Source organism: Microlunatus endophyticus (assembly GCF_014646195.1).
Classification (GTDB): Bacteria; Actinomycetota; Actinomycetes; order Propionibacteriales; family Propionibacteriaceae; genus Microlunatus; species Microlunatus endophyticus.
Window position 1 is genome coordinate 158,528 of record NZ_BMMZ01000002.1, and the last position, 23,289, is coordinate 181,816.

The 23,289-nt window shown below is 67.3% G+C and carries 25 protein-coding genes; 15 read left to right on the forward strand and 10 right to left on the reverse strand.

The features are described 5' to 3' along the window. Positions 1 to 6 precede the first annotated feature (6 nt). Genes IEY07_RS04415 through metG form a run of 3 tightly spaced genes read right to left on the reverse strand, consistent with a single transcriptional unit; the run spans position 7 to position 3,287 of the window. Complete coding sequence (locus tag IEY07_RS04415; protein ID WP_188893972.1) at positions 7 to 1,197, reverse strand: pyrophosphate--fructose-6-phosphate 1-phosphotransferase; 1,191 nt, start codon at positions 1,195 to 1,197, stop codon at positions 7 to 9. 31 nt (positions 1,198 to 1,228) lie between these two features. Continuing rightward, on the reverse strand, positions 1,229 to 1,696 hold the full coding sequence (soxR, locus tag IEY07_RS04420; protein ID WP_188893973.1) for a redox-sensitive transcriptional activator SoxR: 468 nt from the start codon (positions 1,694 to 1,696) through the stop codon (positions 1,229 to 1,231). A gap of 31 nt (positions 1,697 to 1,727) precedes the next feature. Further along, positions 1,728 to 3,287 (reverse strand): methionine--tRNA ligase, encoded by a 1,560-nt coding sequence (gene metG, locus IEY07_RS04425; RefSeq protein WP_188893974.1) that lies wholly within the window; start codon positions 3,285 to 3,287, stop codon positions 1,728 to 1,730. A gap of 201 nt (positions 3,288 to 3,488) precedes the next feature. Here metG and IEY07_RS04430 point away from each other — a divergent pair, with 201 nt between their 5' ends. Together IEY07_RS04430 and IEY07_RS04435 are read left to right on the forward strand one after the other, a co-directional pair. Further along, entirely contained in the window at positions 3,489 to 4,292 is an 804-nt protein-coding gene (locus IEY07_RS04430; protein WP_188893975.1) for an SDR family NAD(P)-dependent oxidoreductase, read from the forward strand. Between the two features lie 9 nt (positions 4,293 to 4,301). After that, on the forward strand, positions 4,302 to 4,922 hold the full coding sequence (locus tag IEY07_RS04435) for an L-threonylcarbamoyladenylate synthase (protein WP_188893976.1): 621 nt from the start codon (positions 4,302 to 4,304) through the stop codon (positions 4,920 to 4,922). Between the two features lie 131 nt (positions 4,923 to 5,053). Here the strand turns inward: IEY07_RS04435 and IEY07_RS04440 are convergent, their stop codons facing one another. The 3 genes from IEY07_RS04440 to IEY07_RS04450 are packed head-to-tail and all read right to left on the reverse strand — an operon-like array spanning position 5,054 to position 6,585. Beyond that, entirely contained in the window at positions 5,054 to 5,641 is a 588-nt protein-coding gene (locus IEY07_RS04440; RefSeq protein ID WP_188893977.1) for an alpha/beta hydrolase, read from the reverse strand. A 5-nt stretch (positions 5,642 to 5,646) separates the two neighbouring features. Beyond that, positions 5,647 to 6,174 (reverse strand): P-loop nucleotide/nucleoside kinase family protein, encoded by a 528-nt coding sequence (locus tag IEY07_RS04445; RefSeq protein ID WP_188893978.1) that lies wholly within the window; start codon positions 6,172 to 6,174, stop codon positions 5,647 to 5,649. 9 nt (positions 6,175 to 6,183) lie between these two features. Next, on the reverse strand, positions 6,184 to 6,585 hold the full coding sequence (locus tag IEY07_RS04450; RefSeq protein ID WP_188893979.1) for a hypothetical protein: 402 nt from the start codon (positions 6,583 to 6,585) through the stop codon (positions 6,184 to 6,186). A gap of 54 nt (positions 6,586 to 6,639) precedes the next feature. Between IEY07_RS04450 and IEY07_RS04455 the strand changes: the two genes are divergently transcribed. Then, positions 6,640 to 7,416, forward strand: a complete 777-nt coding sequence (locus IEY07_RS04455; RefSeq protein WP_188893980.1) for a phosphotransferase family protein — start codon at positions 6,640 to 6,642, stop codon at positions 7,414 to 7,416. 16 nt (positions 7,417 to 7,432) lie between these two features. Here the strand turns inward: IEY07_RS04455 and IEY07_RS04460 are convergent, their stop codons facing one another. Next, entirely contained in the window at positions 7,433 to 7,948 is a 516-nt protein-coding gene (locus tag IEY07_RS04460) for a cupin domain-containing protein (RefSeq protein ID WP_229669710.1), read from the reverse strand. A 201-nt stretch (positions 7,949 to 8,149) separates the two neighbouring features. Between IEY07_RS04460 and mraY the strand changes: the two genes are divergently transcribed. After that, a complete protein-coding gene (gene mraY, locus IEY07_RS04465; RefSeq protein WP_188893981.1) occupies positions 8,150 to 9,241 on the forward strand; it encodes a phospho-N-acetylmuramoyl-pentapeptide-transferase in 1,092 nt (363 codons plus the stop codon). A gap of 85 nt (positions 9,242 to 9,326) precedes the next feature. On the opposite strand, the gene IEY07_RS04470 is transcribed toward mraY, so the two are convergent. Both IEY07_RS04470 and IEY07_RS04475 read right to left on the reverse strand, forming a co-directional pair. Continuing rightward, positions 9,327 to 10,706 (reverse strand): LssY C-terminal domain-containing protein, encoded by a 1,380-nt coding sequence (locus IEY07_RS04470; RefSeq protein WP_229669711.1) that lies wholly within the window; start codon positions 10,704 to 10,706, stop codon positions 9,327 to 9,329. Between the two features lie 58 nt (positions 10,707 to 10,764). Beyond that, positions 10,765 to 10,962, reverse strand: a complete 198-nt coding sequence (locus tag IEY07_RS04475; RefSeq protein WP_188893982.1) for a hypothetical protein — start codon at positions 10,960 to 10,962, stop codon at positions 10,765 to 10,767. Positions 10,963 to 11,048: 86 nt separating this feature from the next. On the opposite strand from IEY07_RS04475, the gene IEY07_RS04480 reads away from it, so the two are divergent. The 3 genes from IEY07_RS04480 to IEY07_RS04490 are packed head-to-tail and all read left to right on the forward strand — an operon-like array spanning position 11,049 to position 12,586. Beyond that, positions 11,049 to 11,429 (forward strand): hypothetical protein, encoded by a 381-nt coding sequence (locus tag IEY07_RS04480; RefSeq protein WP_188893983.1) that lies wholly within the window; start codon positions 11,049 to 11,051, stop codon positions 11,427 to 11,429. Then, positions 11,422 to 11,787 carry a transcriptional regulator gene (locus IEY07_RS04485; protein ID WP_188893984.1) on the forward strand — a complete coding sequence of 122 codons (366 nt, stop codon included), beginning with the start codon at positions 11,422 to 11,424 and terminating at the stop codon, positions 11,785 to 11,787. Before IEY07_RS04480 ends, IEY07_RS04485 begins: the two co-directional genes overlap by 8 nt. Beyond that, a complete protein-coding gene (locus IEY07_RS04490) occupies positions 11,780 to 12,586 on the forward strand; it encodes a putative protein N(5)-glutamine methyltransferase (protein WP_188893985.1) in 807 nt (268 codons plus the stop codon). Before IEY07_RS04485 ends, IEY07_RS04490 begins: the two co-directional genes overlap by 8 nt. A gap of 22 nt (positions 12,587 to 12,608) precedes the next feature. On the opposite strand, the gene IEY07_RS04495 is transcribed toward IEY07_RS04490, so the two are convergent. Further along, complete coding sequence (locus tag IEY07_RS04495) at positions 12,609 to 13,463, reverse strand: S41 family peptidase (protein ID WP_229669712.1); 855 nt, start codon at positions 13,461 to 13,463, stop codon at positions 12,609 to 12,611. A gap of 46 nt (positions 13,464 to 13,509) precedes the next feature. Here IEY07_RS04495 and IEY07_RS04500 point away from each other — a divergent pair, with 46 nt between their 5' ends. The 8 genes from IEY07_RS04500 (at position 13,510) to IEY07_RS04535 (ending at position 23,286) form a co-directional block, all read left to right on the forward strand. After that, positions 13,510 to 14,022, forward strand: coding sequence for an ArsR/SmtB family transcription factor (locus IEY07_RS04500; RefSeq protein WP_229669713.1), 513 nt, complete (start codon positions 13,510 to 13,512; stop codon positions 14,020 to 14,022). 97 nt (positions 14,023 to 14,119) lie between these two features. Next, on the forward strand, positions 14,120 to 15,889 hold the full coding sequence (gene aspS, locus IEY07_RS04505; protein WP_188893987.1) for an aspartate--tRNA ligase: 1,770 nt from the start codon (positions 14,120 to 14,122) through the stop codon (positions 15,887 to 15,889). Positions 15,890 to 16,025: 136 nt separating this feature from the next. Continuing rightward, positions 16,026 to 17,405, forward strand: a complete 1,380-nt coding sequence (locus IEY07_RS04510; protein ID WP_188893988.1) for a replication-associated recombination protein A — start codon at positions 16,026 to 16,028, stop codon at positions 17,403 to 17,405. A 93-nt stretch (positions 17,406 to 17,498) separates the two neighbouring features. Beyond that, positions 17,499 to 19,334, forward strand: coding sequence for an ABC transporter substrate-binding protein (locus tag IEY07_RS04515; RefSeq protein WP_188893989.1), 1,836 nt, complete (start codon positions 17,499 to 17,501; stop codon positions 19,332 to 19,334). A 19-nt stretch (positions 19,335 to 19,353) separates the two neighbouring features. Beyond that, positions 19,354 to 20,421 (forward strand): ABC transporter permease, encoded by a 1,068-nt coding sequence (locus IEY07_RS04520; RefSeq protein WP_188893990.1) that lies wholly within the window; start codon positions 19,354 to 19,356, stop codon positions 20,419 to 20,421. Next, positions 20,418 to 21,338: an ABC transporter permease gene (locus IEY07_RS04525; RefSeq protein ID WP_229669714.1), complete on the forward strand. Its 921-nt coding sequence runs from the start codon at positions 20,418 to 20,420 to the stop codon at positions 21,336 to 21,338. Before IEY07_RS04520 ends, IEY07_RS04525 begins: the two co-directional genes overlap by 4 nt. Then, on the forward strand, positions 21,335 to 22,294 hold the full coding sequence (locus IEY07_RS04530) for an ABC transporter ATP-binding protein (RefSeq protein ID WP_188893991.1): 960 nt from the start codon (positions 21,335 to 21,337) through the stop codon (positions 22,292 to 22,294). The genes IEY07_RS04525 and IEY07_RS04530 overlap by 4 nt, the downstream gene beginning before the upstream one ends. Beyond that, entirely contained in the window at positions 22,291 to 23,286 is a 996-nt protein-coding gene (locus IEY07_RS04535; RefSeq protein ID WP_188893992.1) for an ABC transporter ATP-binding protein, read from the forward strand. The genes IEY07_RS04530 and IEY07_RS04535 overlap by 4 nt, the downstream gene beginning before the upstream one ends. Positions 23,287 to 23,289 lie beyond the last annotated feature (3 nt).

A 23,289-nucleotide genomic window follows, 5' to 3' on the forward strand; every position in this document is an offset into this window, starting at 1 on the left:
CGAGGATCAGGCTTGCCCGATCTCCGAAAGCAGGCTGGTGAACCAGTCCGCCTTCGTGTTGAAGGGCTTGCCACCGGCGATCCGCGGAAACTCGATCGCCCGCAGCTCGTCACCGCGCTCCTCGTCCTGGCCGATCACGCCGGCCTCGCCGCGCAGCGCACAGTCGACAGCGAGGTCGGTCATCTGCTTGATCAGCGCCAGGTCCTCCTCGTTGGCCGCCGCCGAACGAGAGAAGTAGCCGGATTTCTGCACCAGGACCTTGCCGGCGCCCAGGACTTCAGCGAACTGCTCGGCGAACCAGGCCCCGGGGTTGATCTTGTCGAGTTTCACGTGACCGAAGGGATCCCGCGGCACCTCTGCGCCGGTCCGCTCCAACTCGGCGACGATCGCCTCGACCCCGGCACCCTCGGAGATGAAGAGATTGACGTTGCCGATCTCATCCATGATCTTCTTGAGCCGTGCGCCCTCGGCCTGCAGATCAAGATCAGCTTCCGGGACGTACACGCCGTGAATGTCCCAGTCCTCTCGCGACAATCCGATCTCTGGCAGGAACTCCTGCTGGGTGAGCCACTTCCGATACGCCGCAGCCGTGGCGGCGGTGAGCCAGCCGCAGTTGCGTCCCATCACCTCGTGCACGATCAACATCCGGGAACCGGAGTTGTGCTCGGCGACGATGTTCTGGGCGAACCGGGCACCCTGCTCGGCCGCCGTCCAAGCGCCCAGCGACTGCTTGATCGGCACGACGTCGTTGTCGATCGTCTTGGGCAGCCCGACCACGGTGAGCTCATGGCCCTGCTCGGCCAGGAAGGCGGCAAGATCGGCGGCGGTGGTGTTGGTGTCGTCGCCGCCGATGGTGTGCAGGACGTCGACGCCGTCCGCGGTCAGGCGGTCGGCCGCGGCCTGCAGCGGGTCGACGCCCTCGGCGACCAGACCACGCTCGACCAGGTCGGCGGCGTTGGTCAGTTTCACCCGGGAGTTGCCGATCGGCGAGCCGCCGAAGTGGTGTAGCAAGCCGGCCTTGGCACGAACCTCCCCAGTGACGGTCAGTGAATCACCGGCCAGCAGACCCTGGTAGCCGTACCGGTAGGCGATGATCTCCACCTCCGGTGCGACCTCGGTGTAGCGCTCGATCAATCCGCCGACCGCCGACGACAAGCACGGGGCGAAACCGCCCGCGGTAAGTAATGCGATCTTCACTCGTCCACCCTATCGGCGCCCCGCCGGGACCTCACCCCGCCGCCTGCGTGCCGGTGCTGGCAGGTTCCAGATAACGGGCTCCGGTGCCCGACGCTGCCGCCTTGTCCTCCGGATTCTGCAGTGCGCACCGCTGCAGGCTCAGACATCCACAGCCGATGCAGCTGTCCAGTTGATCACGCAGCCGGACCAGGCGCTGGATCTGCTCGTCGATCCGTGGCCGCCAGTTCTCCGAGAGCCGGGCCCAGTCGGTCCTGGTCGGGGTCCGGCCCGATGGCAGGGTGGACAGGGCGGCGGTGATCTCCTCCAGGGAGAGCCCGACGCGTTGAGCCGACCGGATGAAGGCCAGTCGGCGCAGCGTCGAGCGACGGAATCTGCGTTGATTGCCGGCCGTACGCACCGAGGTCACCAGCCCGTGCGTCTCATAGAAGCGGATCGCCGACGGTGCAAGTCCGGAGCGCGCAGCGACATCACCGATGCTGAGCAGGTCGTTGGTCTGCATCCGGGCAGCATACATATAGTTCAAGGAAGCTTCAGCTTCCGTGAGGGGTCACTTGTTCCTCAATCTCGCGGTGTGGCGTCGGCACCGGGAGAGGTGAAAAGGCGACGCGCCGCGAATATTCGTGAACAAGTGACTCCTCGGCGGTGGGCGTGGGGGTGAGGGCGGCGGCGAGACGCGCGGCGCCGTCGGGGATGAAGGGGGCCAATTCGGCCGCGATTGTCCGGCACGCCCCGATGAGTCCGGCGCAGACCAGCGCCAACCGGTCGCGATCGGCAGCTCTGGTCGATCTCGCCAGCTGCCACGGCCGGGTCGCCTCGACGGCCTGGTTGGCCAGCGCAGCGACCGCAACGATCGCCGCCGTGGCCCGTCTCAGATCGAACTGTTCGAGATGATCGTCGACGGTCCCGGGCAACCGGACCGCGGCCGCGCGCAGGCTTGCCAGCTCGGGATCGGTCGCCGTCTGCGGTCGCAGTACGCCACCGAACGCGCGCTGAGTGACCACCGAGACCCGGTTGACCAGGTTTCCCACGGTGTTGACCAGATCCTCGGTGTAGCGGCGGCGCAGCCGGTCGATCGAGAAATCGGTGTCGCCGACCCGGTTGACGTCACTGGTCAGCCACCAGCGGAGTGCGTCCCGGCCGTAGGTGTCCAGGACGGTTTCCGGTGTCTCGGACCGGGCGTCCGGATCGGATTTGCTGATCTTGCGGCCAGCCAGCTGCAGGTATTCGTGCACCAGGATCTCGGTCGGCAACGGGATGCCGGCGGCCAGCAGAGTGCCGAGCCAGTAGACGGCGTGGAAGCGGATGATGCCCTTGCCGATCAGATGGATCCGTTCGTCCGCGCCGGCCCACCAGCTCCGGTACGCGGGCTGCTGCGGGTAGCCGAGGGCGGTGATGTAGTTGGCCAGTGCATCCCACCAGACGTAGATCGTCTGGCTCGGGTCACCGGGCACCGGGATGCCCCAATCGCCGGTCCGTTCCGCCGGGCGCGACACGCTGAAATCGGCCAGCCCGGAGCGTACGAATGCCAGCACCTCGGCCCGGCGGTGGTCGGGACGGATCCGGACGCGGTCCTCGGCGATGGCCGACTCGATCTGTTCCTGGTAGCGGGACAGCGCGAAGAACCAGTTCTGCTCGGTCACCTCCTCGGGGCGCGTGCCGTGTTCGGGACAGTGCCCGTCGACCAGATCCGCGGCGGCGTAGAACTGCTCGCAGCCGGCGCAGTACAGCCCGGTGTAGCTGCGACGGTAGAGTTCGGCGCGAACGCGGCGCCACAGCGCCTCGACGCCCGGCCGATGACGGGGATCGGACCCGGTCCTGATGGCGTCGTCGTAGCCGACGCCGAGCCGGTCGACCAGCCGTACGAAGGCGTCGCCGTTGGCCCGGACGAAGTCGGCGACCGGTACGCCTGCGGCGCGTGCCGCGGTGACGTTCTTCAGCGCGTTGTCGTCGGTGCCGGTGAGCAGCCGGACCTGGTGGCCGCGCAAGCGGCGGTGCCGCGCCAGCACATCGGCCTGGACGAATTCCAGCGCGTGCCCCAGGTGTGGGCGGGCATTGACGTAGGGGATGGAGGTGGTGAGATAGCTGATCATGACGGCTCCTGATGGCGGGTGATTCACGCGAGGAGCCGGGTGCGTCTCCTCGGTCCGGGAGGAAACGCGGGCATTCGGATCAGCGCAGCGGTTACCTCGAACCGGTGCGCATCATGGTGATCACGAATGACATGGGCCCTATTGTCCGCGTCCGACCTGCCCGCGTCCACCGAATTCACCCGGCGGAATTAGGCTGCCGCCGTGCGCTTCGACGAGCAGGTCGTCTTCATCACGGGTGCGGCCAACGGGATCGGCGCCGCGACCGCGCGGCGGCTGCACGGCGAGGGTGCGACGGTGGTGCTCGCCGATCGGGAGGCCGATGCCGGCCGGTCGCTCGCGGATGATCTTGGTGATCGGTCGCTCGCCGTCCAGTGCGACATCCGCGACCGCGCGTCGGTGGACGCGGCGTTCGACGTCGTACGGGATTCATACGGTCGGCTGGACCAGTTGATCGCGGTCGCGGGCGGGTCGGCGCCGATGCCTGCCATCGAGGAGTCGCCGGACGACCTGTGGACCGGGCTTCTCGATCTCAACCTGACCGGCACAGTACGGTGCATCCGCGCGGCGCTGCCGTTGCTGCGGTCCAGCGAACGTGCGGCTGTCGTGATGGTGTCCTCGGTGAACGGGGTCGCTGCATTCGGCGAGGAGCCGTACGCAGCAGCCAAGGCCGGGCTGAGCAACCTGGCGATGAATCTGGCGGTGCGCTACGGCGGGGACAGCATCCGCTTCAATGTGGTGGCTCCCGGCACGATCCGGACCCGGGCCTGGGGCGGTGCCCGGGCGGCCAATCTGGAGCGGATGCGCCGGCTCTACCCGCTGGGCCGGGTCGGCGAGCCCGAGGACATCGCCGCGGCGATCGCCTTCCTGGCCTCGGCTGACGCTGCGTGGATCACCGGCATCACTCTGCCGGTCGACGGAGGTGTGCTCGCCGGGCCGCTGCATCGGATGCTGACCGTCGACGAGTTGGCCGTCGGTCCGTTGAGGGATCCGGCCGATAGCGATTAGGGTCGGACGATGGCGCGTTACTACGACGTTCATCCGAAGGATCCCCAACGGCGGACGATCGCCCAGGTCGTGGACCTGATCCGCGACGACGGTCTGATCGCCTACCCGACCGACTCCTGCTACGCGCTCGGCTGCCAGCTGGGTAACAAGGACGGCTTGGATCGGATCCGGACCATCCGTGAGCTGGACGACAAGCACCATTTCACCCTTGTCTGCAAGGACTTCTCCCAGCTCGGGCAGTTCGTCCAGATCGACAATTCGATCTTCCGGCAGATCAAGGCGGCGACGCCCGGCAGCTACACGTTCATCCTCCCGGCGACCAAGGAGGTACCGCGCCGGCTGATGCATCCCAAGAAGCGGACCGTCGGCGCCCGGATCCCTGACCATCCGGTGGCCCAGGCGATCCTCGCCGAACTCGGCGAGCCGCTGTTGTCCTCGACGCTGCTGCTACCGGGCTACGACGAGCCGCTGACCCAGGGCTGGGAGATCAAGGAAGCGCTCGACAACCAGATCGATGCGGTGATCGATTCCGGCGAATGCGGGCCGGAGCCGACTACGGTGATCGACTTCCGCGAGCCGGTGCCCGAGGTCGTACGCGTCGGGGCTGGTGATCCGTCACTCTTCGAGTGATCACCGACCTCCCCGACCCTCGCTTCACCGAATTCCGTGCTCGCCTCCCGTCGATGCGCTCGCTTCCGGTGCCCGGGAAGCGAGCGCATGGCGGAGAAGCGAGGATGTGGCCGAGCCGGATTCGCTTGAGATCAGGCCGTCGGCTGGAGGGCGCGTGCGAAGTCGTCGACGGCGTGTGCTGCCGCGACGATCGCAGCGAGGGTCGCCTGCAAGTCAGCTTCGACCTGCAGCGAATGATCGGCGTCAGGGACCTCGAGTCGGCTCGCCCCGCTGGCGGCGGCGATCGTGGAATCCCAGAGCGGATCCGCCGTACCGCCGATCAGCAGATGATCTTGGCCGAGCCTGCGGGCGGTATCGGCGATCTTCGGCTCAGTGAGGACCGGCGTGAGCCAGATGCCCGGCAGACCTCGTTCGACGGCCAGCGGCATCGCCAGGCTGCCCAGCGACTTGCCCGCGACGAGAACGCGCGACGGGCGAACGAGCGATTCGATGATCTCCTCTGCCACGGGTCGTACGAGATCGCGTGCCAGTTCGGACAGAGAACTGCCCGGTCCTGCGGCCGGCTTGACCGGCCAGGTCACCAGATGAACCGTCCAACCTTGGTAGGACAGCGCAGCGGCTGTGTACCAGAGCAGGGGAGCGGTCGCCGGGTAGCCGCCGCCGGGGAGCAGCACTGCGTGCCGGTCGTCACCGTCCAGGACGCTGGTCGAGAAGTCCATGATCGTCAGGTTAGTCCGGCCGTCCGGCAGACCTGGTCCGCGACCTCGGCCGGGGTCATCCCATCGGTCGTGATCACCGTCGACTCTTCGCGCAGCCAGTCCAGGGATCGCCGGAACATCGTGATCTTGGACGCCCGTCCGGTGGCGACCTCCGGGGATTCGACGGTGTCGTTGGCGATCCGGCGCTGATGCTCGTCGATCTCGGCGATCAAGGTCACATGCACAAGCTCGATATCGGAAGCCAGGATCTCGTCGCGGATCTCGTGCCAGTACTGCTGCTCCGGCACGGTCTGCGGCATGATCAAGACACCGTCCAGGACGGCGTGGATCGAAGTCGCGGCCCGGGCGACCATCGCCCGCCACGGCCGCCAGTCGCGGAAGTCCGGCACTGGGCAGACCGCGGAAAGCGTGGGCCGCAGGATGACGCCGACGTGTTCGGGATCGAAGATCCGGGCACCGGGGATCCGCTCGGCCAGCAGGCCCGCAGTCGTGGTCTTGCCGATGCCGTGCGGCCCGTTCAGCCAGATGATCACCCGACGACCCTAGACGTCACCCAGGCCACCGGCCAGCCGCCAGGCGTCGATGATCAACTCTTCCAGCTCGGCCCTGTTGAACGCCTCGATCCGGGCTAGCACGGCCTTGTAACCGTCGTAGTGCGGCTCGGTGAAGTACTTGTCGGGCTCGGATGCCAGCAGCGCTTCTTTGTCTGCCAGTTCCGGTACCCAGACGACCAGCACGTCGGGCTGCGGAACCTTCGGTTTGCGTGGATCGACCCGTTTACGCCAGCTGTACAGGAATTTCTTCGGCTTCGAGCCGGTGACGACCACGAACTCGACCCCGGTCGGCTGTTGCGTCCCGATCGGCTGGTCCGGGGGCTCCGGCGGTTCGGCCCGGGTGCCGGGCAACCGGCCGACGATCTCGTACACGTCCGCCAGCGTCGCCATGGCGCCAGCATGTCACGAGGTCCGCCTGTCGGCACCTGTGTAGGTTCGGGTTCCATGGCTGAGCAACGCCCCCGACAGACTCACCGGCTGCGCCGGGACGGGGAGTTGATCACCAAGACCTACCGGTCCTGGTCCCGCGACGAACATCGCCGCGAATGGGCCGTCCTCGAGCGGCTGGCGACCCGCCGGCCCGGGCTGGCACCGGAGCCCGTCCGCGCCGACTTGGAGGCGGAGCCGCCGTCGATCACCATGACGGCGATTCCCGGCGCCGCGATCTCCGGGCGTTGGAGCGACGAGCAGGTCCGCCTGCTCGCTGAGGCGATGAACCGGCTGTGGAGCACGCCCTACGACGGGCTGCCGCCGCTGGACATGTACCAGCCCGGCTACTGGCGTGACCTGGTCGCCGGCTCCGACCGGCCGACCTCCGGTATCGCGATGCAGGCGTACGACATCGCGACCGGATGGGTCGCCGGTCCCGACGTCGCCCGCCTGCTCGACGGTCGCTTCGACGTGCTCGGCCATGGCGATCCACAGCCCGGAAACCTGCTCTACGACGGGGAGCAGATCCGGTTGGTGGATTTCGAGGATGCCGGAGCCGGGGACCTGTGCTTCGAGCTCGCCAACCTCGCCGAGCACCTGGGCACCCGCCTGGCCGGACTGGACCGGGTCGTCGGTCTCGTCGACCACGACCCGCGGCGGTATCTGCTCTTCCGACGGCTGCTGGCTGTTTTCTGGCTGATCAAGCTGCTGCCCGACCCGACCGGCGTCCGCCCACCGCGGACCGCCGAGCTCCGTGACCAGTCGTTGCGATTGCTCGACCTCTTCGGATGACGGCGGCTTCCCGGATTCAGCGCCGCTGCGACTGTTCGTACTCGTGCCAGGTCGGCTGGTCCTCGGCCCTGCCCACGGCGACGGGACCGACCCAGACGAGATCGTCCAGGTTGACCACGATCGCCTCCTGGGTCGATCGGGCGATCACCACCACCGCCTCGACATCCGGGTCGGGATTCTCCTCCCGGTGCGGCACCCACGGCGGCACGTAGACGAAATCGCCGGGAGATGCCTTCAGCCGGGTCTCCTCGTCCTTGCCGTGCTCGCTGTCCAGGAACACGAATTCGGGGTTGCCGGAGACGACGTAGATCCCCGTCTCCGAAGCGCCGTGGTGATGATTGCCGGAGCCTGTGGCCGGCGGCACGATCGTCTCGCCCATCCAGATCGCGCTGGATCCGACGGACTTGCCGGAGATGGCCTCCCGGCGCCGCATCCCGGTCGTCTGGGTGGTGTGCTCACTGAGCTCGGAGTGGGCGACGTGATGCAGCCGGTGGTCGTAGTCACCGGAGTCCGTCGTCGTCTCGTCAGTCACCTGAGCCTCCTCGGTTGCGTGCCTGCTGCCACCGTCCGCTGCCATCATCGCAGCCGCCCGGACTCGAACACGTAACGGTGCCGACGCGCCCAGCGGGTGCTTCGGATTTCCTGACCACAGCCCCGTACGCTGTCCCGCGATGATCGAGCACCACCCGTCCCCCGTCCGCTCCGCTGCCGTCCCCGGCAGGAGGAGCGACCGTTGATCGCGCTCCTCGTTGCGGGCGCGTTCGCTCTGGCGTTCACGCTGCTGCTGATGCCCGCCTACATCAGGCTGGTGCATCGGCTCGGCTGGGGGCAGCCGATCCGCGTGGACGGTCCGACCACCCACCAGATCAAGCGTGGTACACCCACCATGGGTGGCCTGGTCTTCGTGCTGGGTGCGGTCGGCGGCTATTTCCTGGGACACGCGATCGCGCCCGGCACCCCGGTCACGGCCAGCGGGCTGCTGGTCATCTTGATGATGGTCGGAACGGGGGCGGTCGGCTTTCTCGACGACTTCACCAAGACCCGGCGGCAGCAGAGCCTCGGTCTCACCGGCTGGCAGAAAGTCGGCGGACAGGTGATCGTCGCCACGGTCTTCGCCGTGCTGGCGCTGATGTTCCGCGACAGCGACAGCGGCCTGACACCGGCGACCGCCGCGATCTCGGCGATCCGGGATGTGCACTGGCTGGATCTGATGCGACTGGGTCCGGTCCTGGGCGTGGCGTTGTACCTGATCTGGATCAACCTGCTGACCGTCTCGGTGTCCAACGCGGTCAACGTGACCGACGGTCTCGACGGGCTCGCCACCGGCGCGACCATCCTGGCGCTGTCGGCGTATATCTTCATCGGCTTCTTCCAGTTCAAGCAGGCCTGCCACAACGTCGGCGCCGCGCGCGGCTGTTTCACTGTCCGCGACCCGCTCGACCTGACCATCGTCTCGGTGGCGCTGGCAGGAAGTCTGGTCGGCTTCCTGTGGTGGAACGCCTCGCCCGCGCGGGTATTCATGGGCGACACCGGTTCGCTCGGCATCGGCGGCACGCTGGGCGCGTTGGCGATCCTCACCCACACCGAGCTGCTGTTGATCGTGATCGGCGGTCTCTACTGCATCGAGACCGGATCGGTGATCATCCAGCGGGCCTACTTCAAGGTGACTCACGGCAGGCGGATCTTCCGGATGAGCCCGATCCATCACCACTTCGAACTCAAGGGCTGGGAACAGGTCACCATCACCATCCGGTTCTGGATCCTGGCCGGGCTCTTCATGGTGATCGGGGTCGGGCTGTTCTACTTCGGTTGGCTGTCCAGCTAGACATCCGGCTGGTCGGCGCTCGGTCTTGGGATCGCCCCGAGCTCAAACCTCGATGGTGCGGGTTGGTGTTGCGGGTTGGTCCGCGTCAGGTGAGGCCGGCGGTCGCGGCGAGGTCAGTGGCCTGCCGGCGTACGAAGCGGGCGGCGACGGCGTACTCCCGGGACGAGTGGCTGGACAGCATCATCAACCCGGCGATCTGCAGGCAGACGGCGAGCAGGTTGGTCCCCAGCGACCACGGCAGCCAGCCGAAATGATCCACCGCGCCGACGGTGATGGTGACCACCAGCAGCGCCATCAGCAGCAGCCGGGCCGGCTGGCTGCCGCGCAGGGTCAACACGATCAGCACCACTTCGACCAGCAGCACTACCAGGGCGACGACGGATCCGATCCCGGTCCACGGCAGGTCGGCATCGATCAGCACCCGGAACTCTCCGGTCTTGATCCAATCCCGCAGGCCGAGGGCGATCAGCACGGCCGCGCTGCCGAGCACCAGCGCGGCGCTGCCCAGGATCGACAGCGGGCGGCGCTGTGACTCGCGGGTTTCGGCCAGCGCGTTGGACAGGCTCAGCCGGCTCAACGTCCGCTCCTGGTGGTGTTCGCTCTCGATCGGCGTCTCGTCGTCCTCCGGGAAGTCGAGGACCGGCAGGTCGCCGTCGGTGTGGATCGAGTCGCCGCCGCCGTTGCGCGAGTGGTAACCGGTGGTGAAGTCCCGCAGCATCTCGATCGTGGTCCCGGGCACGGCCTCGGACAGCGTCCGGGTCACATGATCGCGTTCGACGTCGATATCGGCATCGATCTTGTGCGTGATCTGCAGCGTGAAGAGACTCAACCCGACCGCCCGGTCGTACGTCGCCGCCGCCAGCCAGTCCACCCGGTGCCCGCCGGGCAGCAGCCAGTCGTCCGGGCACTTCCAGAACCGGATGTGGTGGCGTTTGCCCGGACTGCCGTTGACCTCCTGCTGGTAGGCGAAATCCTGCTGCCGGCCGAACAGCAGCAGCGGCGACACCGGAGCCTCGGGATAGCTGTCCCGACCGAGCGTGGACACGATGATCCGCCAGGCCGATTTGAGGGTGAGTTCGTCGGCCAGGGTCCAGCCGGCCTTGCGCATCACCTGGTGCAGCTGGGCCTCCTCACCGATCGTGGCGAGATTGATCGGATCACCCAGCAGACCGTCACTGGTCCGGGTCCGGCCGATGAAGTAGTTGGGCACGTAGATATCGGACAGGATGCGGTGCAGCCGGGGCAGCGTCAGATAGGCCGCCATGCCCCAAAAGAGGATGAAGAACAGCCAATTCGACCAACTCCACCGGAAGCCTTCGCGCAGCAGGAAGATGGTCATGCCGATCACCGCGACCCCGGCGATGATGAAGAAGAATTGGTCCAGCGGCCCGGCCTCCGGGATCCGGATCTTCATCCGTCCCGGCCGCCGGCGGGTGATTCCCCGCGGATCCGTCCGTGTAGCCACGCCGGAATCGTACGGGGCCGGTGCGGTTTCGTGGCCCTTCCGGCAGGACCCGGGCGGATCAGCTGCGCTGGACGGCTTCCTTGCTCCTGGAGATCACGGCCGCGATGATCGTCGTCCCGATCGTGCCGACGACCAGGAATACCAATGCCCACAGCCCGGTGGTCCGGGCCTCCAGTCCGACCAGCAGGCAGATCGAGGTCCAGATCACCGCGGCGGTCGGTCCAGCGGTCAGTCCGCTGGCGAAATTCTTGCCCATCGGTCGCGCCCTTCGCTTGGGGCGAAGATACTCTGCGCCACGAAGTATATGGTTCGGGGTCAGTGTGTCGCTGTTACGCTCACGGGGTGTCTCAGAAGGAGCAGGCGGAGACCTCGCTGCGCGAGGTCCGTGAGCTGACCTTGCGGACCCGGCTCGCGAGTCGCACGAACGCCACCGGCTTTCCGATGGTGGGCTGGGGAATCACCTGGATCTTCGGGGTCACCGCGGCCGGACCGGCATCGTTCGAGCACGGGGTGCTGTTCCTGGGCGGCCTGGCGATGTGCCTGTACGCCATCGCCACCAAGGACATCGTCTACGCCGTGGTCTCGGGCTTCGGCATCGTCATGGCCGGTGTACAGGCGGCGTTGGGCACGACGACTCCGCCGCTCTGGTTCGGCGTCACCGCAGGTGTTCCGCTCCTTGCGCTCGGTCTCCAGCGGGTCTTCCGCGGCGGCGGCCATGTCTGAGCGGAGCGTCGACCGGTCCGGTCTGGACGAGGCGATCGGCGAGCAGTTGCGGACGCCGTTCGATGCGGCACTGTCCGATCCGAATCGGCTGCGCATCCAGGCCGCGCTGCACGGGCTTCCGGGCGACGGGTCGATCCGGTTCACCGCACTGGCCAAGGCACTGAACCTCAGCGACGGGAATCTCGCCACGCATCTGGCCGTGCTGAGTGCGGTCGGGTACGTGGCGGCGCGCGAGACCTACACCGGCAAACGGAGGACCCGCTGGTACTCGGCGACCGCGGCCGGTCGGGAGGCCTTCGAGGCCCACGTCCGAGCACTCCAGTTGATCATCGACGCTGCGCGGGCCGCCGATGGCTGAGGACCGTGTGGTCGCGCGGTTGCGGTCCGCCGGATGCGTCTTCGCCGAGGACGAGGCGGCGTTGTTGATCAAGGAGACTGCCGGTCCGGATGATCTCGAACGGGCGATCCGCCGGCGGGTGGCGGGGGAGCCGCTGGAACAGATCCTCGGCTGGGCCGGGTTCTGCGGCCTGCGGCTGGCGGTCGCGCCGGGGGTCTTCGTGCCGCGGACGCGGACCGGCCTGCTGGTCGCCGAGGCCGTACGCCGCTGCTCACCCGGCGACATCGTGGTCGATCTGTGCAGTGGGATCGGCGCGGTCGCGGCAGCGGTTTGTGCGCGGGTCGGCGGCCTCCAGGCGTACGCGACCGAGCTTGATCCGATCGCCGCCGACTGCGCCCGCCGCAACCTCGGCGACCGGGCGGGAGTGCTCGAAGGTGACCTCTTCTGCCCGCTGCCCGATGATCTTCGCGGGCGGGTCCGGGTGATCACCGCGAACGCGCCCTACGTGCCGACCGCGGAGATCGCCTTCATGCCGACGGAGGCGCGTGATCACGAGGATCCGGTCACCCTGGACGGCGGTCCGGACGGCCTCGACGTGCATCGCAGGATCATCGCCGAGGCGCCCTCCTGGCTGGCCTCGGGCGGCGCGCTGCTGATCGAGACCGGGCGCGAGCAGGTCGAGACCGATCTCGTGCTGCTGGCTGCGGCAGGTCTGGCCCCCTCGGTGATCACCGACGACGACATCGACGGGACGGTCGTGTTCGGCAGGAACGCGAAGAACGTCGTTGCGGATCGCGGATCCGTCCCGACAGAGGCGTGAAACTGCATCGGCAAGCACGAAATCAGCGGTCTGTCTGCCGTGCCACCTCGAGCGCACGCTCCGCCGGGCAGGCGATATCGGGCACCACACCGACCTGCTCCCAGTTGTTGCCGGTGACGGCGTTCCGGGACCGGGCGACCGGGATCGTCACCTCGAGGTCGTCGGTGAGCCCGAACACCTCGCACGGGTGAGCGCCGCCACCGGTGGTCTCGCCGATGATCGTGGCCCGGCCCAGTGCCTGCAGGTTGTAGGCAAGCTCCTCACAGCCGGAGAAGGTGCGCGAACTGGTCAGCACCACGATCCGGGCGTCATCGGCGAGACGATTCGCGGCCGGCACGCTCCAGAACTGCCGCGCCCGTCCATCGCGGTCGACGACGTCCTGCAGGTACACGGGTTCGTCGCCCAGCAGATAGCCGCAGACGAAGGCGACTGTCTCGGGTGTGCCGCCCAGACCGGCCCTCAGATCGATGATCAACCGGGTGACACCGGTCAGCAGCCCGAAGGCGGCCACGAGGTACGGCTCGGCGAGGTGCACCGGCGACAGGTACGGCGCAATCGTCAGCAGACCGGTCTCGGCGTCCAGCCGGGTGACTGCCCGGACCCCGCCGGCATTCTCCCGAGCCTGGACGACATAGCGACCGTCGAGATCGTCGTCCTGGACCGTCGCCCCGGGCGGGCGGCGGCGTACGCGCAGATGGCGGTCGTGATTGATCCGCTGCAGGTGGTCGGTCAGGATCACCGCGGCTCGGGCGGGATCGTCCGGGATCATCAGCTCGACGAGCCCCTCGGTGATGGTGTTCGCGGCGTCGGGACAGACGTAGTTGTCATTGATCAGCTTGCGGAGCTGCACGAGTTGGTCGGACATGCCGACCAGCACACCAGCGATCTTGACAAAGCGACGACTGCTCTTGACGCTTGATTTCGTGACCGAGATCCCTCCACTGATCGACACGTCCGACCCGGCGTCGATGCGCGCCCTGAGCCACCCGACCCGGCACCGGTTGCTGGCCGCCCTCGGAGACGGTCAGGCGACGATCAGCCAACTGACCAACCGGTTGGCGATCAACAAGGGCAACGTCGCTCACCACCTCGGCGTCCTGGTCGACGCCGGCCTGGTGCGCAAAGGCCCGACGCGTACGGTCCGCGGTGGCACCGAGCAGTACTACCTGCGTGCCCACTCCCGACTCGATGTCACCGGCGACGAGCCGGCACGGGCCATGCTCGACAACCTGACGGCGCAGATCCTGGCCGACGCATCAGCACGGCTCAACCACCGGGTGCTGCGGCTCACTGCCCGCCAGGCCATCGCACTGGCCGATCATCTGGACAGCGTGGTGCACCATCTGGCGCCGGCACCCGAACGCGAGGAGCGCTACGGCGTGCTGGTCGGCGTCTACCGTCACCGCGATGTGCTACCGCCGCCGACTGAGCCGTAGGATCGACAAGGCCCGATTCCGGGCCGGGCGGTACGCCAGACCATGTCTTACGCCGGACCATGTCAGACAGAGAGACCATGTCTTACGGAGGAGATCAGTGATTCGCACCCATCAGGCCGGCACGCTGCGCGCCGAGCACGCAGGCCAGACCGTCACGCTCGCCGGCTGGGTCGGCCGGCGTCGTGATCATGGTGGGGTCGCGTTCCTGGACCTGCGGGACGCCTCCGGCATCGCCCAGGTCGTGGTGCGCGACGAGATCCTTGAAGCCTCCGGCGCTCACGACCTGCGCAACGAGTACTGCATCAAGGTCACCGGTGTCGTCGAGCCGCGGCCGGAAGGCAACGCGAACCCCGATCTGCCGACCGGTGAGATCGAGGTCGTCACCGCCGAGCTGGAAGTGCTCAATCCGGCTGCACCGCTGCCGTTCCAGATCGACGAGCGGGTCAACGTCGGTGAGGACACGCGGCTCAAGTACCGCTATCTCGATCTCCGCCGGCCGGCGCCGGGCCAGGCGATCCGGTTGCGCAGCGAGGTCAACCGGATCGCCCGGAACACCCTGGCCGAGCATGATTTCGTCGAGATCGAGACGCCGACGCTGACCCGGTCCACGCCCGAGGGTGCCCGCGACTTCCTGGTGCCGGCGCGGTTGCGTCCGGGATCCTGGTACGCCCTGCCGCAGAGCCCCCAGTTGTTCAAGCAGTTGCTGATGGTCGGCGGCATGGAGCGCTACTACCAGATCGCCCGCTGCTACCGCGACGAGGACTTCCGCGCCGACCGGCAGCCGGAATTCACCCAGCTCGACATCGAGATGAGCTTCGTCGAGCAGGATGACGTGATCGCCCTGGCCGAAGAGCTGTTGATCAACATCTGGAAGCTGATCGGTCACCAGGTGAGCGCACCGATCCCGCGGATCACCTACGCCGACGCGATGGACAAGTACGGCTCCGACAAGCCGGACCTGCGCTTCGAGCTGGAGATCACCGAGCTCACCGACTACTTCAAAGACACCCCGTTCCGGGTCTTCCAGGCGCCGTACGTCGGCAGTGTGGTGATGGCCGGCGGTGCCGACCAGCCGCGTCGCACGCTGGATGCGTGGCAGGAATTCGCCAAGCAGCGTGGGCACCGCGGACTGGCGTACGTCCTGGTCGGCGAGGACGGTGAGCTCGGCGGCCCGGTGGCCAAGAATCTCAGCGAGACCGAACGCGACGGCTTGGTCGCCGCGACCGGCGCCAAGCCTGGCGACTGCGTCTTCTTCGCCGCCGGCGAGCGCTCCAAGGCGCAGGCGCTGCTGGGCGCGACCCGGCTGGAGATCGGCCACCGGATCGGCGCCATCGACGACTCCGCCTGGTCCTTCGTCTGGGTCGTCGACGCACCGCTGTTCGAGCCGGCCTCCGATGCCGTCGCGGCGGGTGACGTTGCGGTCGGCTCCGGCGCGTGGACGGCGGTGCACCACGCCTTCACCTCGCCGAAGCCGGAGAATCTGGACAACTTCGACACCGACCCCGGCAACGCCCTGGCGTACGCCTACGACATCGTCTGCAACGGCAACGAGATCGGCGGCGGGTCGATCCGTATCCATCGCCGGGACATCCAGGAGCGGGTGTTCGCGGTGATGGGGCTCTCGCAGGAGGAGGCGCAGGAGAAGTTCGGCTTCCTGCTGGACGCGTTCGCCTTCGGCGCCCCGCCGCACGGCGGTATCGCGTTCGGCTGGGACCGGATCGTGGCCCTGCTGGCCGGTACGGATTCGATCCGCGAGGTGATCGCCTTCCCGAAGTCCGGCGGCGGCGTCGACCCGCTGACTGACGCCCCGGCGCCGATCACCCCGCAGCAGCGCAAGGAAGCCGGGATCGACGCCAAACCCGAATAACCGCGAGGGGTCACTAATTCCTCGATATTCGCGGCGTGTCGCGCGGCTCGAATTCGGACGGTCTGGATGCTCGGCCGACGCGCCGCAGATATCAGGGATTTACTGACCCCTCGGCGGGTGGGAGAGTGAGGCAGCGATGAGTGAGGATCTGTTCGGCGAGCCCGTCGCCGACCGCAGCGCCGCGGGTTCGGTTGCGCCTGCAGGCGGCAGCCTCGGCAGTGATCAACACGCCGGTACGCCGCTGGCCGTCCGGATGCGGCCGCGAACCCTGGACGAGATCGTAGGCCAGCAGCACCTGCTGGCTCCCGGCTCGCCGCTGCGCAGACTCGCGGCGGGCGAGCCCATGTCGGTCTTCCTCTGGGGGCCGCCGGGGGTCGGCAAGACGACCATCGCCTCGGTGGTGTCCCGGCAGACCGACCGGCGCTTCGTGGAGGTGTCGGCGGTGACCGCCGGGGTCAAGGACGTACGGGCGGTGCTCGACCAGGCCAAACGTGATCTTGGTCGTGGCCAGCAGACGGTGCTCTTCGTCGACGAGGTGCATCGCTTCTCCAAGGCCCAGCAGGACGTCCTGCTGCCCGCGGTGGAGAACCGACTGGTGACGCTGATCGCTGCCACCACGGAGAATCCGAGCTTCTCGGTGATCTCTCCGTTGCTGTCCCGGTCGTTGTTGCTGACCTTGAGACCGCTCACCGACGAGGACATCTCGGGCCTGCTGGACCGGGCGATCACCGACGAGCGCGGACTCAGGCAGGCCGACGGCAGCACCTTCGAACTCACCGACGACGCCCGGGACGCGCTGCTGCGGATGGCAGGCGGTGACGCGCGGCGCGCGCTGACCTACTTGGAGGAATCGGCCGCCGGGGCGAAGGCCGTCGACTCCATGATCATCGACCCGCCGGTCGTGGAACGGGCTGTCGACCGGGCGGCCGTGCAGTACGACCGCGACGGCGATCAGCACTACGACGTGATCAGCGCCTTCATCAAGTCGATGCGCGGCTCGGACGTCAACGCCTCGCTGCACTATCTGGCCCGGATGATCGAGGCCGGAGAGGATCCCCGGTTCATCGCCAGGCGGGTGATGATCCTGGCCAGCGAGGACATCGGGATGGCCGACCCGACCGCGATCCAGGTCGCGGTCGCCGCGGCCCAGACCGTCCAGCTGATTGGCATGCCGGAGGGTGCCATCACGCTGGCCCATGCGGTGATCCACTGTGCCCTGGCGCCGAAGTCGAATGCTGTGGTGACCGCGATCGGCGAAGCCCGGGCCGACGTCCAGGCGGGCAAGATCGGCGTCGTGCCGCCGCACCTGCGCGACGCCCACTACGCGACCGCGAAGAACTACGGCCACGGGGTCGGTTATCTCTACGCCCACGACGAGCCGCACGGCATCGCGGCCCAGCAATATCTGCCGGACGAGCTGGAGGGTGCCGACTACTACCAGCCGACGACCCACGGCAACGAGGCGTCGGTCTCGGAGCGACTGAAGAAGATCAACGAGTTGCTCGGTCGCGCCTGAGAATCCACCTCAGATCCTTGAGATCCCCGTAACATAACCGCATTCCAGCTCCGGTAGCGTCTGGCTCGCACACTGATGAAGGAGTCATGAACGATGATCGTCAAGGCATCCCGACCAGCACACTTGCGGGCCGGTCTCGCTCTGCTGGCAGCCCTGGTCTGTTGCGCCCTGGCGATGGTCGGCGCGGGCACCAAAGCGGCCGCCGACACACCGAAGAGCTCGACGCTCACGGTGGTTGCGGCCACCCAGATGTCGGCCTTCAATCCGTTCTTCTCCTACGCCGACGGAGAGCTGTACGTCGAGTCGATGCTCTATCCCGCGCTGACCTACAACGACAAGAACAACGAGCCGGCGCCGTACCTGGCGACCAAGTGGACGACCTCGCCGGACGGTCTGACCTGGACTTTCGACATCCGTAAGGGCCTGAAGTGGTCCGACGGCCAGCCGCTGACCGCCAAGGACATCGCCTGGACCTACAACCTGGTGATGACCAACACCCAGGCCGCGACCGCCAACGGCACCTATGTCGAGAACATCGCCTCGGTGTCGGCGCCGAATGACACCACCTTCATCGTCAAGACCAAGACCAAGCAGGCCAATCTGCTGTACGAGTCGATCCCGGTCGTGCCCGAGCACGTCTGGAAGTCCAAGGTCTCCAATCTGAAGGCGTACAACGCCATCCCGACCGCCAGCGAGCCGGTCGTGAGCTACGGGCCGTACACCTTCGAATCCTTCAAGACGACCTATGCGACCCTGAAGGCGAACAAGAACTTCGTGCTCGGCGCGCCGAAGTACGACACCTTGATCAGTCAGTACTTCTCCAGCACCGACGCCGCCGTGAACGCGCTGAAGACCGGCCAGATCCAGGAGGACGGCCTGCTGACCGCCACCCAGTACAAGGCGCTGGCGAACACGCCCGGCATCACCACCTATCGGGAGGAGCCGTCCGGGTGGGAGGCGATCGAGGTCAACTCGGGGGCCAAGACCAAGTCCGGCAAGTCGATCGGTACCGGCAACCCGCTGCTGGCCGATCCGACCATCCGCAAGGCGATCGCGCTGGGCATCGATCGCCAGACCCTGGTCACCAAGATCCTCGACGGCCTGGGCGCTCCGGGTGCGGGCTACGTGCCGTCGGGCTATCCGCAGTGGGCCTGGCAGCCGACCGCCTCGGAGAAGATCGGCTTCGACCCGGCCAAGGCCAACCAGCTGCTGGACCAGGCCGGTTACAAGAAGGGTTCGGACGGTTACCGCACCGATCCAAAGACCGGCAAGCCGCTCTCGTTCCGCTTCGGCATCCATTCCGACGAGAGCGACGACGCCTCCATTGCGCAGTACTTCGTGCCGTGGATGAAGGCGATCGGGATCAAGATGACGGTGCAGCCGATGAGCTTCGCCCAGCTCAACGCCAACCTGGCCAAGGGCGACTGGGACCTGCTGATGGACGGTTGGTCGACCGGCCCCGATCCGACGTACCTCTTCAGCATCCAGACCTGCGGCGTGCTGCCCGACGACAAAGGTCAGGGCGGCAACACCGATGCCTTCTACTGCAACCCGGCCTACGACAAGCTGTACGCCCAGCAGCAGACCCAGATCGACCAGAATGCCCGCGCGGCGACGATGCGCAAGATGCAGGACATCCTCTACAACGCCAACGCCGACATCATCCTGTACTACGGCGACGGTCTGGTTGCGGTGCGGACCGACAAGACCAACTACATCACCGGCAAGGCCGATGCCCAGGGTGTGTACCCGTTGCAGAGCGCCTTCTACAACTGGACCCACGCCTCACCGGTCACCGCGAAAGCCGCCTCGAGCTCGTCCAACAAGGGCACCGTGATCGGGATCGTGGTCGGGGTCGTCGTCATCCTGATTGTGCTCGGCGTGATCTTCGGTCTGCGGCGCCGGCGGACCGCCGGGGACCGCGAATGATCACGGGCCTGTCTGACTGATGGCGTCTGCGAATGTTCTGGGGCCGGAGCTCGTCGATTCCGAACAGAGCTCCGGCCGTGCCGACAGCTCCGAGCGCAGCGCGTTCTGGTGGTACTTGGCGCGCAAGATCATTACCGCTCTGATCAGCCTGTTGGTCGTGTTGGTGATCGGCTTCGTGCTGTTCACGATCATGCCGCAGAACCCGGTGGAGTCGATCGCGCGCGCCAGTGGCAAGCCGATGGACGCCGCCCAGTTGGCCGCGCTGCGCAAGTCCCTCGGGCTCGACGAGCCGATCTGGCAGCGCTTCGGGATCTACGTCTGGCACAGCATCACGCTGCATCTGGGCTATTCGTACGGCTACAACCAGTCGGTGGCATCCCTGGTGTTGCCACGGATCGGCCCGACCCTGCTGCTGACCGGCTTGTCGACCCTGATCTCCATCGTCCTGGGGCTGTGGTTGGGCTCGAAGGCCGGCTGGCGGCCGGGCCGATGGCTGGACCGGATCGCCTCCGGTACGTCGCTGGTCTTCTGGTCGGTGCCGACCTTCTGGCTCGGCATCATCCTGTTGATCGTGCTCGGAACCGGGGTCGGACCGATCCCCACGTTGTTCCCGTCCGGCGGGATGACGACTCCGGGGTTCAACGGCGGGCCGGTGGGCACAGTGCTCGATGTTGCCTGGCATCTCGCCTTGCCGTGCGTGACGCTGGTGCTGGTGGTCTTCGCCCAGTATGTGACGATCATGAGATCGTCGTTGATCGACGAGCTCGGCAATCCCTATCTGCTGACCGCGCGGGCCAAGGGACTGCGCGACGACGACGTACTCCGCAAACACGCGCTGCCCAACGCACTGCTGCCGACCGTGACGGTGATCTTCCTGCAGATCGGCGGACTGATCTCCGGAGCGATCACGGTCGAGACGGTGTTCAGCTGGCCTGGGTTGGGACTGCTGACCTACAACGCGCTGAAGATTCCTGATCTTGAACTGTTGCAGGGGACCTTCGTGATGTTCTCGGCCTCGATCATCGCCATGAATCTGGTGGCCGACCTGCTCTACCGGGTCATCGACCCCAGGGTGCGTGCCCAGTGACCGCCGCAACCCAGGTCCCGTCCCCCAATCAGTCGGTGATCAACAGGGGTACGCCACCGCGCACCCAGGCGCTGCGCAACTTCGGCTCGGCCTACGTCCGCAACACCTGGGGCATGATCGGACTGGTCGTGCTGCTGGCATTCACGATCATGGCCCTGACCGCGCCCGTGTGGATCCACGACAGTGATCTCAGCGCCGCGGCAGCCACCGGACCCTTGCTGGCACCGCCGCAACACGGCTATCCACTGGGAACCGACCAGCCGGGGCGTTCGGTGCTGTTGTTGTTGATCTACGGATCCCGGCCGTCGCTGGCGATCGGTGTGATCGCGACAGTGGCAACCGTGGTGATCGGGGCAGCGATCGGACTGATCGCCGGCCACTACCAAGGCATCGTCAGCAACCTCCTGATGCGGGTCACCGACTGGTTCATCGCCTTGCCCGGGCTGCCGCTGGCGATCTCGCTGTCGGTGGTGCTGGGTCAGGGACCGGTGTCGATCACGATCGCCATCGCGATCACCTCCTGGACCGGTGCCGCGCGGCTCGTCCGGGCCCAGACACTGGCCGTCGAGGCCAGGCCCTACATCGAGAGGGCACGGGCCCTGGGGGCCGGCAACACCCAGATCATGATCCGGCACGTGCTGCCCAACGTGATGCCGCTGATCCTGGTCTCCAGCACACTGACTGTGGCAGGTGCGATCCTGTCGGAGACGACGCTGACCTTCCTCGGCCTGGGCAACCCGACCGATGTCAGCTGGGGTTCCATGATCAACCAGGCCTTCACCCAAGGCGCGATCACGGCCGGCGCGTGGTGGTACGTGTTGCCGCCCGGTCTGGCGATCGTCGTTGTGGTACTCGGATTCACGCTGGTCGGACGGGCAGTCGAGGCGATCCTGAATCCGAGGATGGTGAACCGATGAGCCTGCTGGATGTCGAGGATCTCGCAGTGACCTACCAGACCGGCGGCGATGAAGTCCGTGCGGTCCGCGGGGTCGATTTCAACCTCGAACCGGGTCAGACCCTCGGTATCGCGGGGGAGTCCGGGTCGGGCAAGTCGACCACGGTGCTGAGTCTGCTGCGACTGCTGCCGGCCAGCGCCTCGGTGGCCGGCACCGTACGGTTCAAGGGCGAGGATCTGGCACAGGCCAAGTGGTCGCGGATCCGGGCCGTCCGCTGGGCCGAGGCGTCGGTGGTGTTCCAGGGCGCGATGAGCGCACTGAATCCGGTCCGTACGATCGGCGAGCAGATCCGCGAACCGATCCTGCTGCACGAGAAGGTGGGTAAGCGTGAGGCCCGGGCCCGGACCGCCGAACTGCTGGACAGTGTCGGTGTCTCGGCACAGCGGGCTGCGGCCTACCCGCACGAGTTGTCCGGTGGGCAGCGGCAACGGGTGATGATCGCGATGGCGCTGGCCTGCAAGCCGGAGTTGATCATCGCCGACGAGCCGACGACGGCACTTGACGTGATCGTGCAGGCGCAGATCCTCGGCCTGCTGACCGATCTGGTGGCCGAGAGCAGTATCGGAATGATCATGATCAGCCACGATCTGTCGGTGTTGAGCTCGGTCTGCGACCGGCTGGCGGTGATGTATGCGGGCAAGATCATCGAGATCGGGCCGTCGAAGCAGCTGATCACCGAACCACAGCACCCGTACACCAAGGCGCTTGCCGGGGCTTTCCCGACGATCGGCGACCCGGCGTCGCGACTGGCACCCAGCGGTCTGGCCGGTGATCCGCCGGATCTGCGCGGCGATCTTGTCGGTTGCCCGTTCGAACCGCGGTGCCCGGTCTCCATGGAGCAGTGCAGGACAACGGAGGTGACGCTGTGGCCGGCGGGACCGGAACGCGAGTCGGCATGTCTGCGGGTGCTCCCATGACGTCCACCGAGCGAGTGGTCACCGACGAGGCAACGAACCGCCCGGTGCTCGAGGTGCACGACGTCAGTGTCACCTTCCCCGGTCGTCGCGGGCGACGCCCAGCCCGGGCAGTCGACGGAGTGAACCTGACCGTCGGCTCCGGCGAGATCGTGGCGCTGATCGGCGAGTCGGGGTGCGGCAAGAGCACGCTGGCCCGGGTACTGGTCGGACTGATCAAGCCGACGGCCGGCGCGGTCTCGTACCGCTCCGAACCGCTGGGTTACCGGGCAGCGGCACTCAAGGAGTACCGGCGCCACGTCCAGTTGGTGTTGCAGGATCCTGCTGCGGCGTTGAACCCGCGGCAGAACGTCTTCGATGCGGTGGCCGAGGGCCTGCGACTGCACGGTGAGCGGCAGAACCTGACCGGCCGCGTCCACACGGCGATGGAGCAGGCCGGGCTGCGTCCGGTGGAGAACTATCTGGCTCGCTACCCGCACGAGCTCTCCGGCGGGCAGCAGCAGCGCGTGGTGATCGCCGGCGCGCTGGCCCTCGATCCCGGCGTGATCGTCGCCGACGAGCCGGTCTCATCCTTGGACGCCTCAGTGCGCGGGGAGATCCTGAAGCTGATCCTCGACCTGCGGGATCAGCTCGGGCTGTCGGCACTGGTGGTCAGCCACGACCTGGGGCTGGCCTGGAACATCGCCGACCGGGTCGCGGTGATGTATCTCGGCCGGATCGTGGAGGTCGGGACTGTCGAGGAAGTGCTGCTGTCGCCCAAGCATCCCTACACCAAGTCCTTGATCGCAGCAGTGGCCTCGGCCGGTCGGGCCCCGCACCCGCTGCTGACCGGCGAGCCGCCGGATCCGACCCGGATCCCGAGCGGCTGCCGCTTCCATCCACGCTGTCCGCTGCGCGCCGAGGCCGGCGAACGCGGCGACATCTGCGTCAGCACCCCGCTGCCGATCCTGGCGGCCGACACCGGCCAGCGCCAGGTCGCCTGCCACTTGGCTTGATCG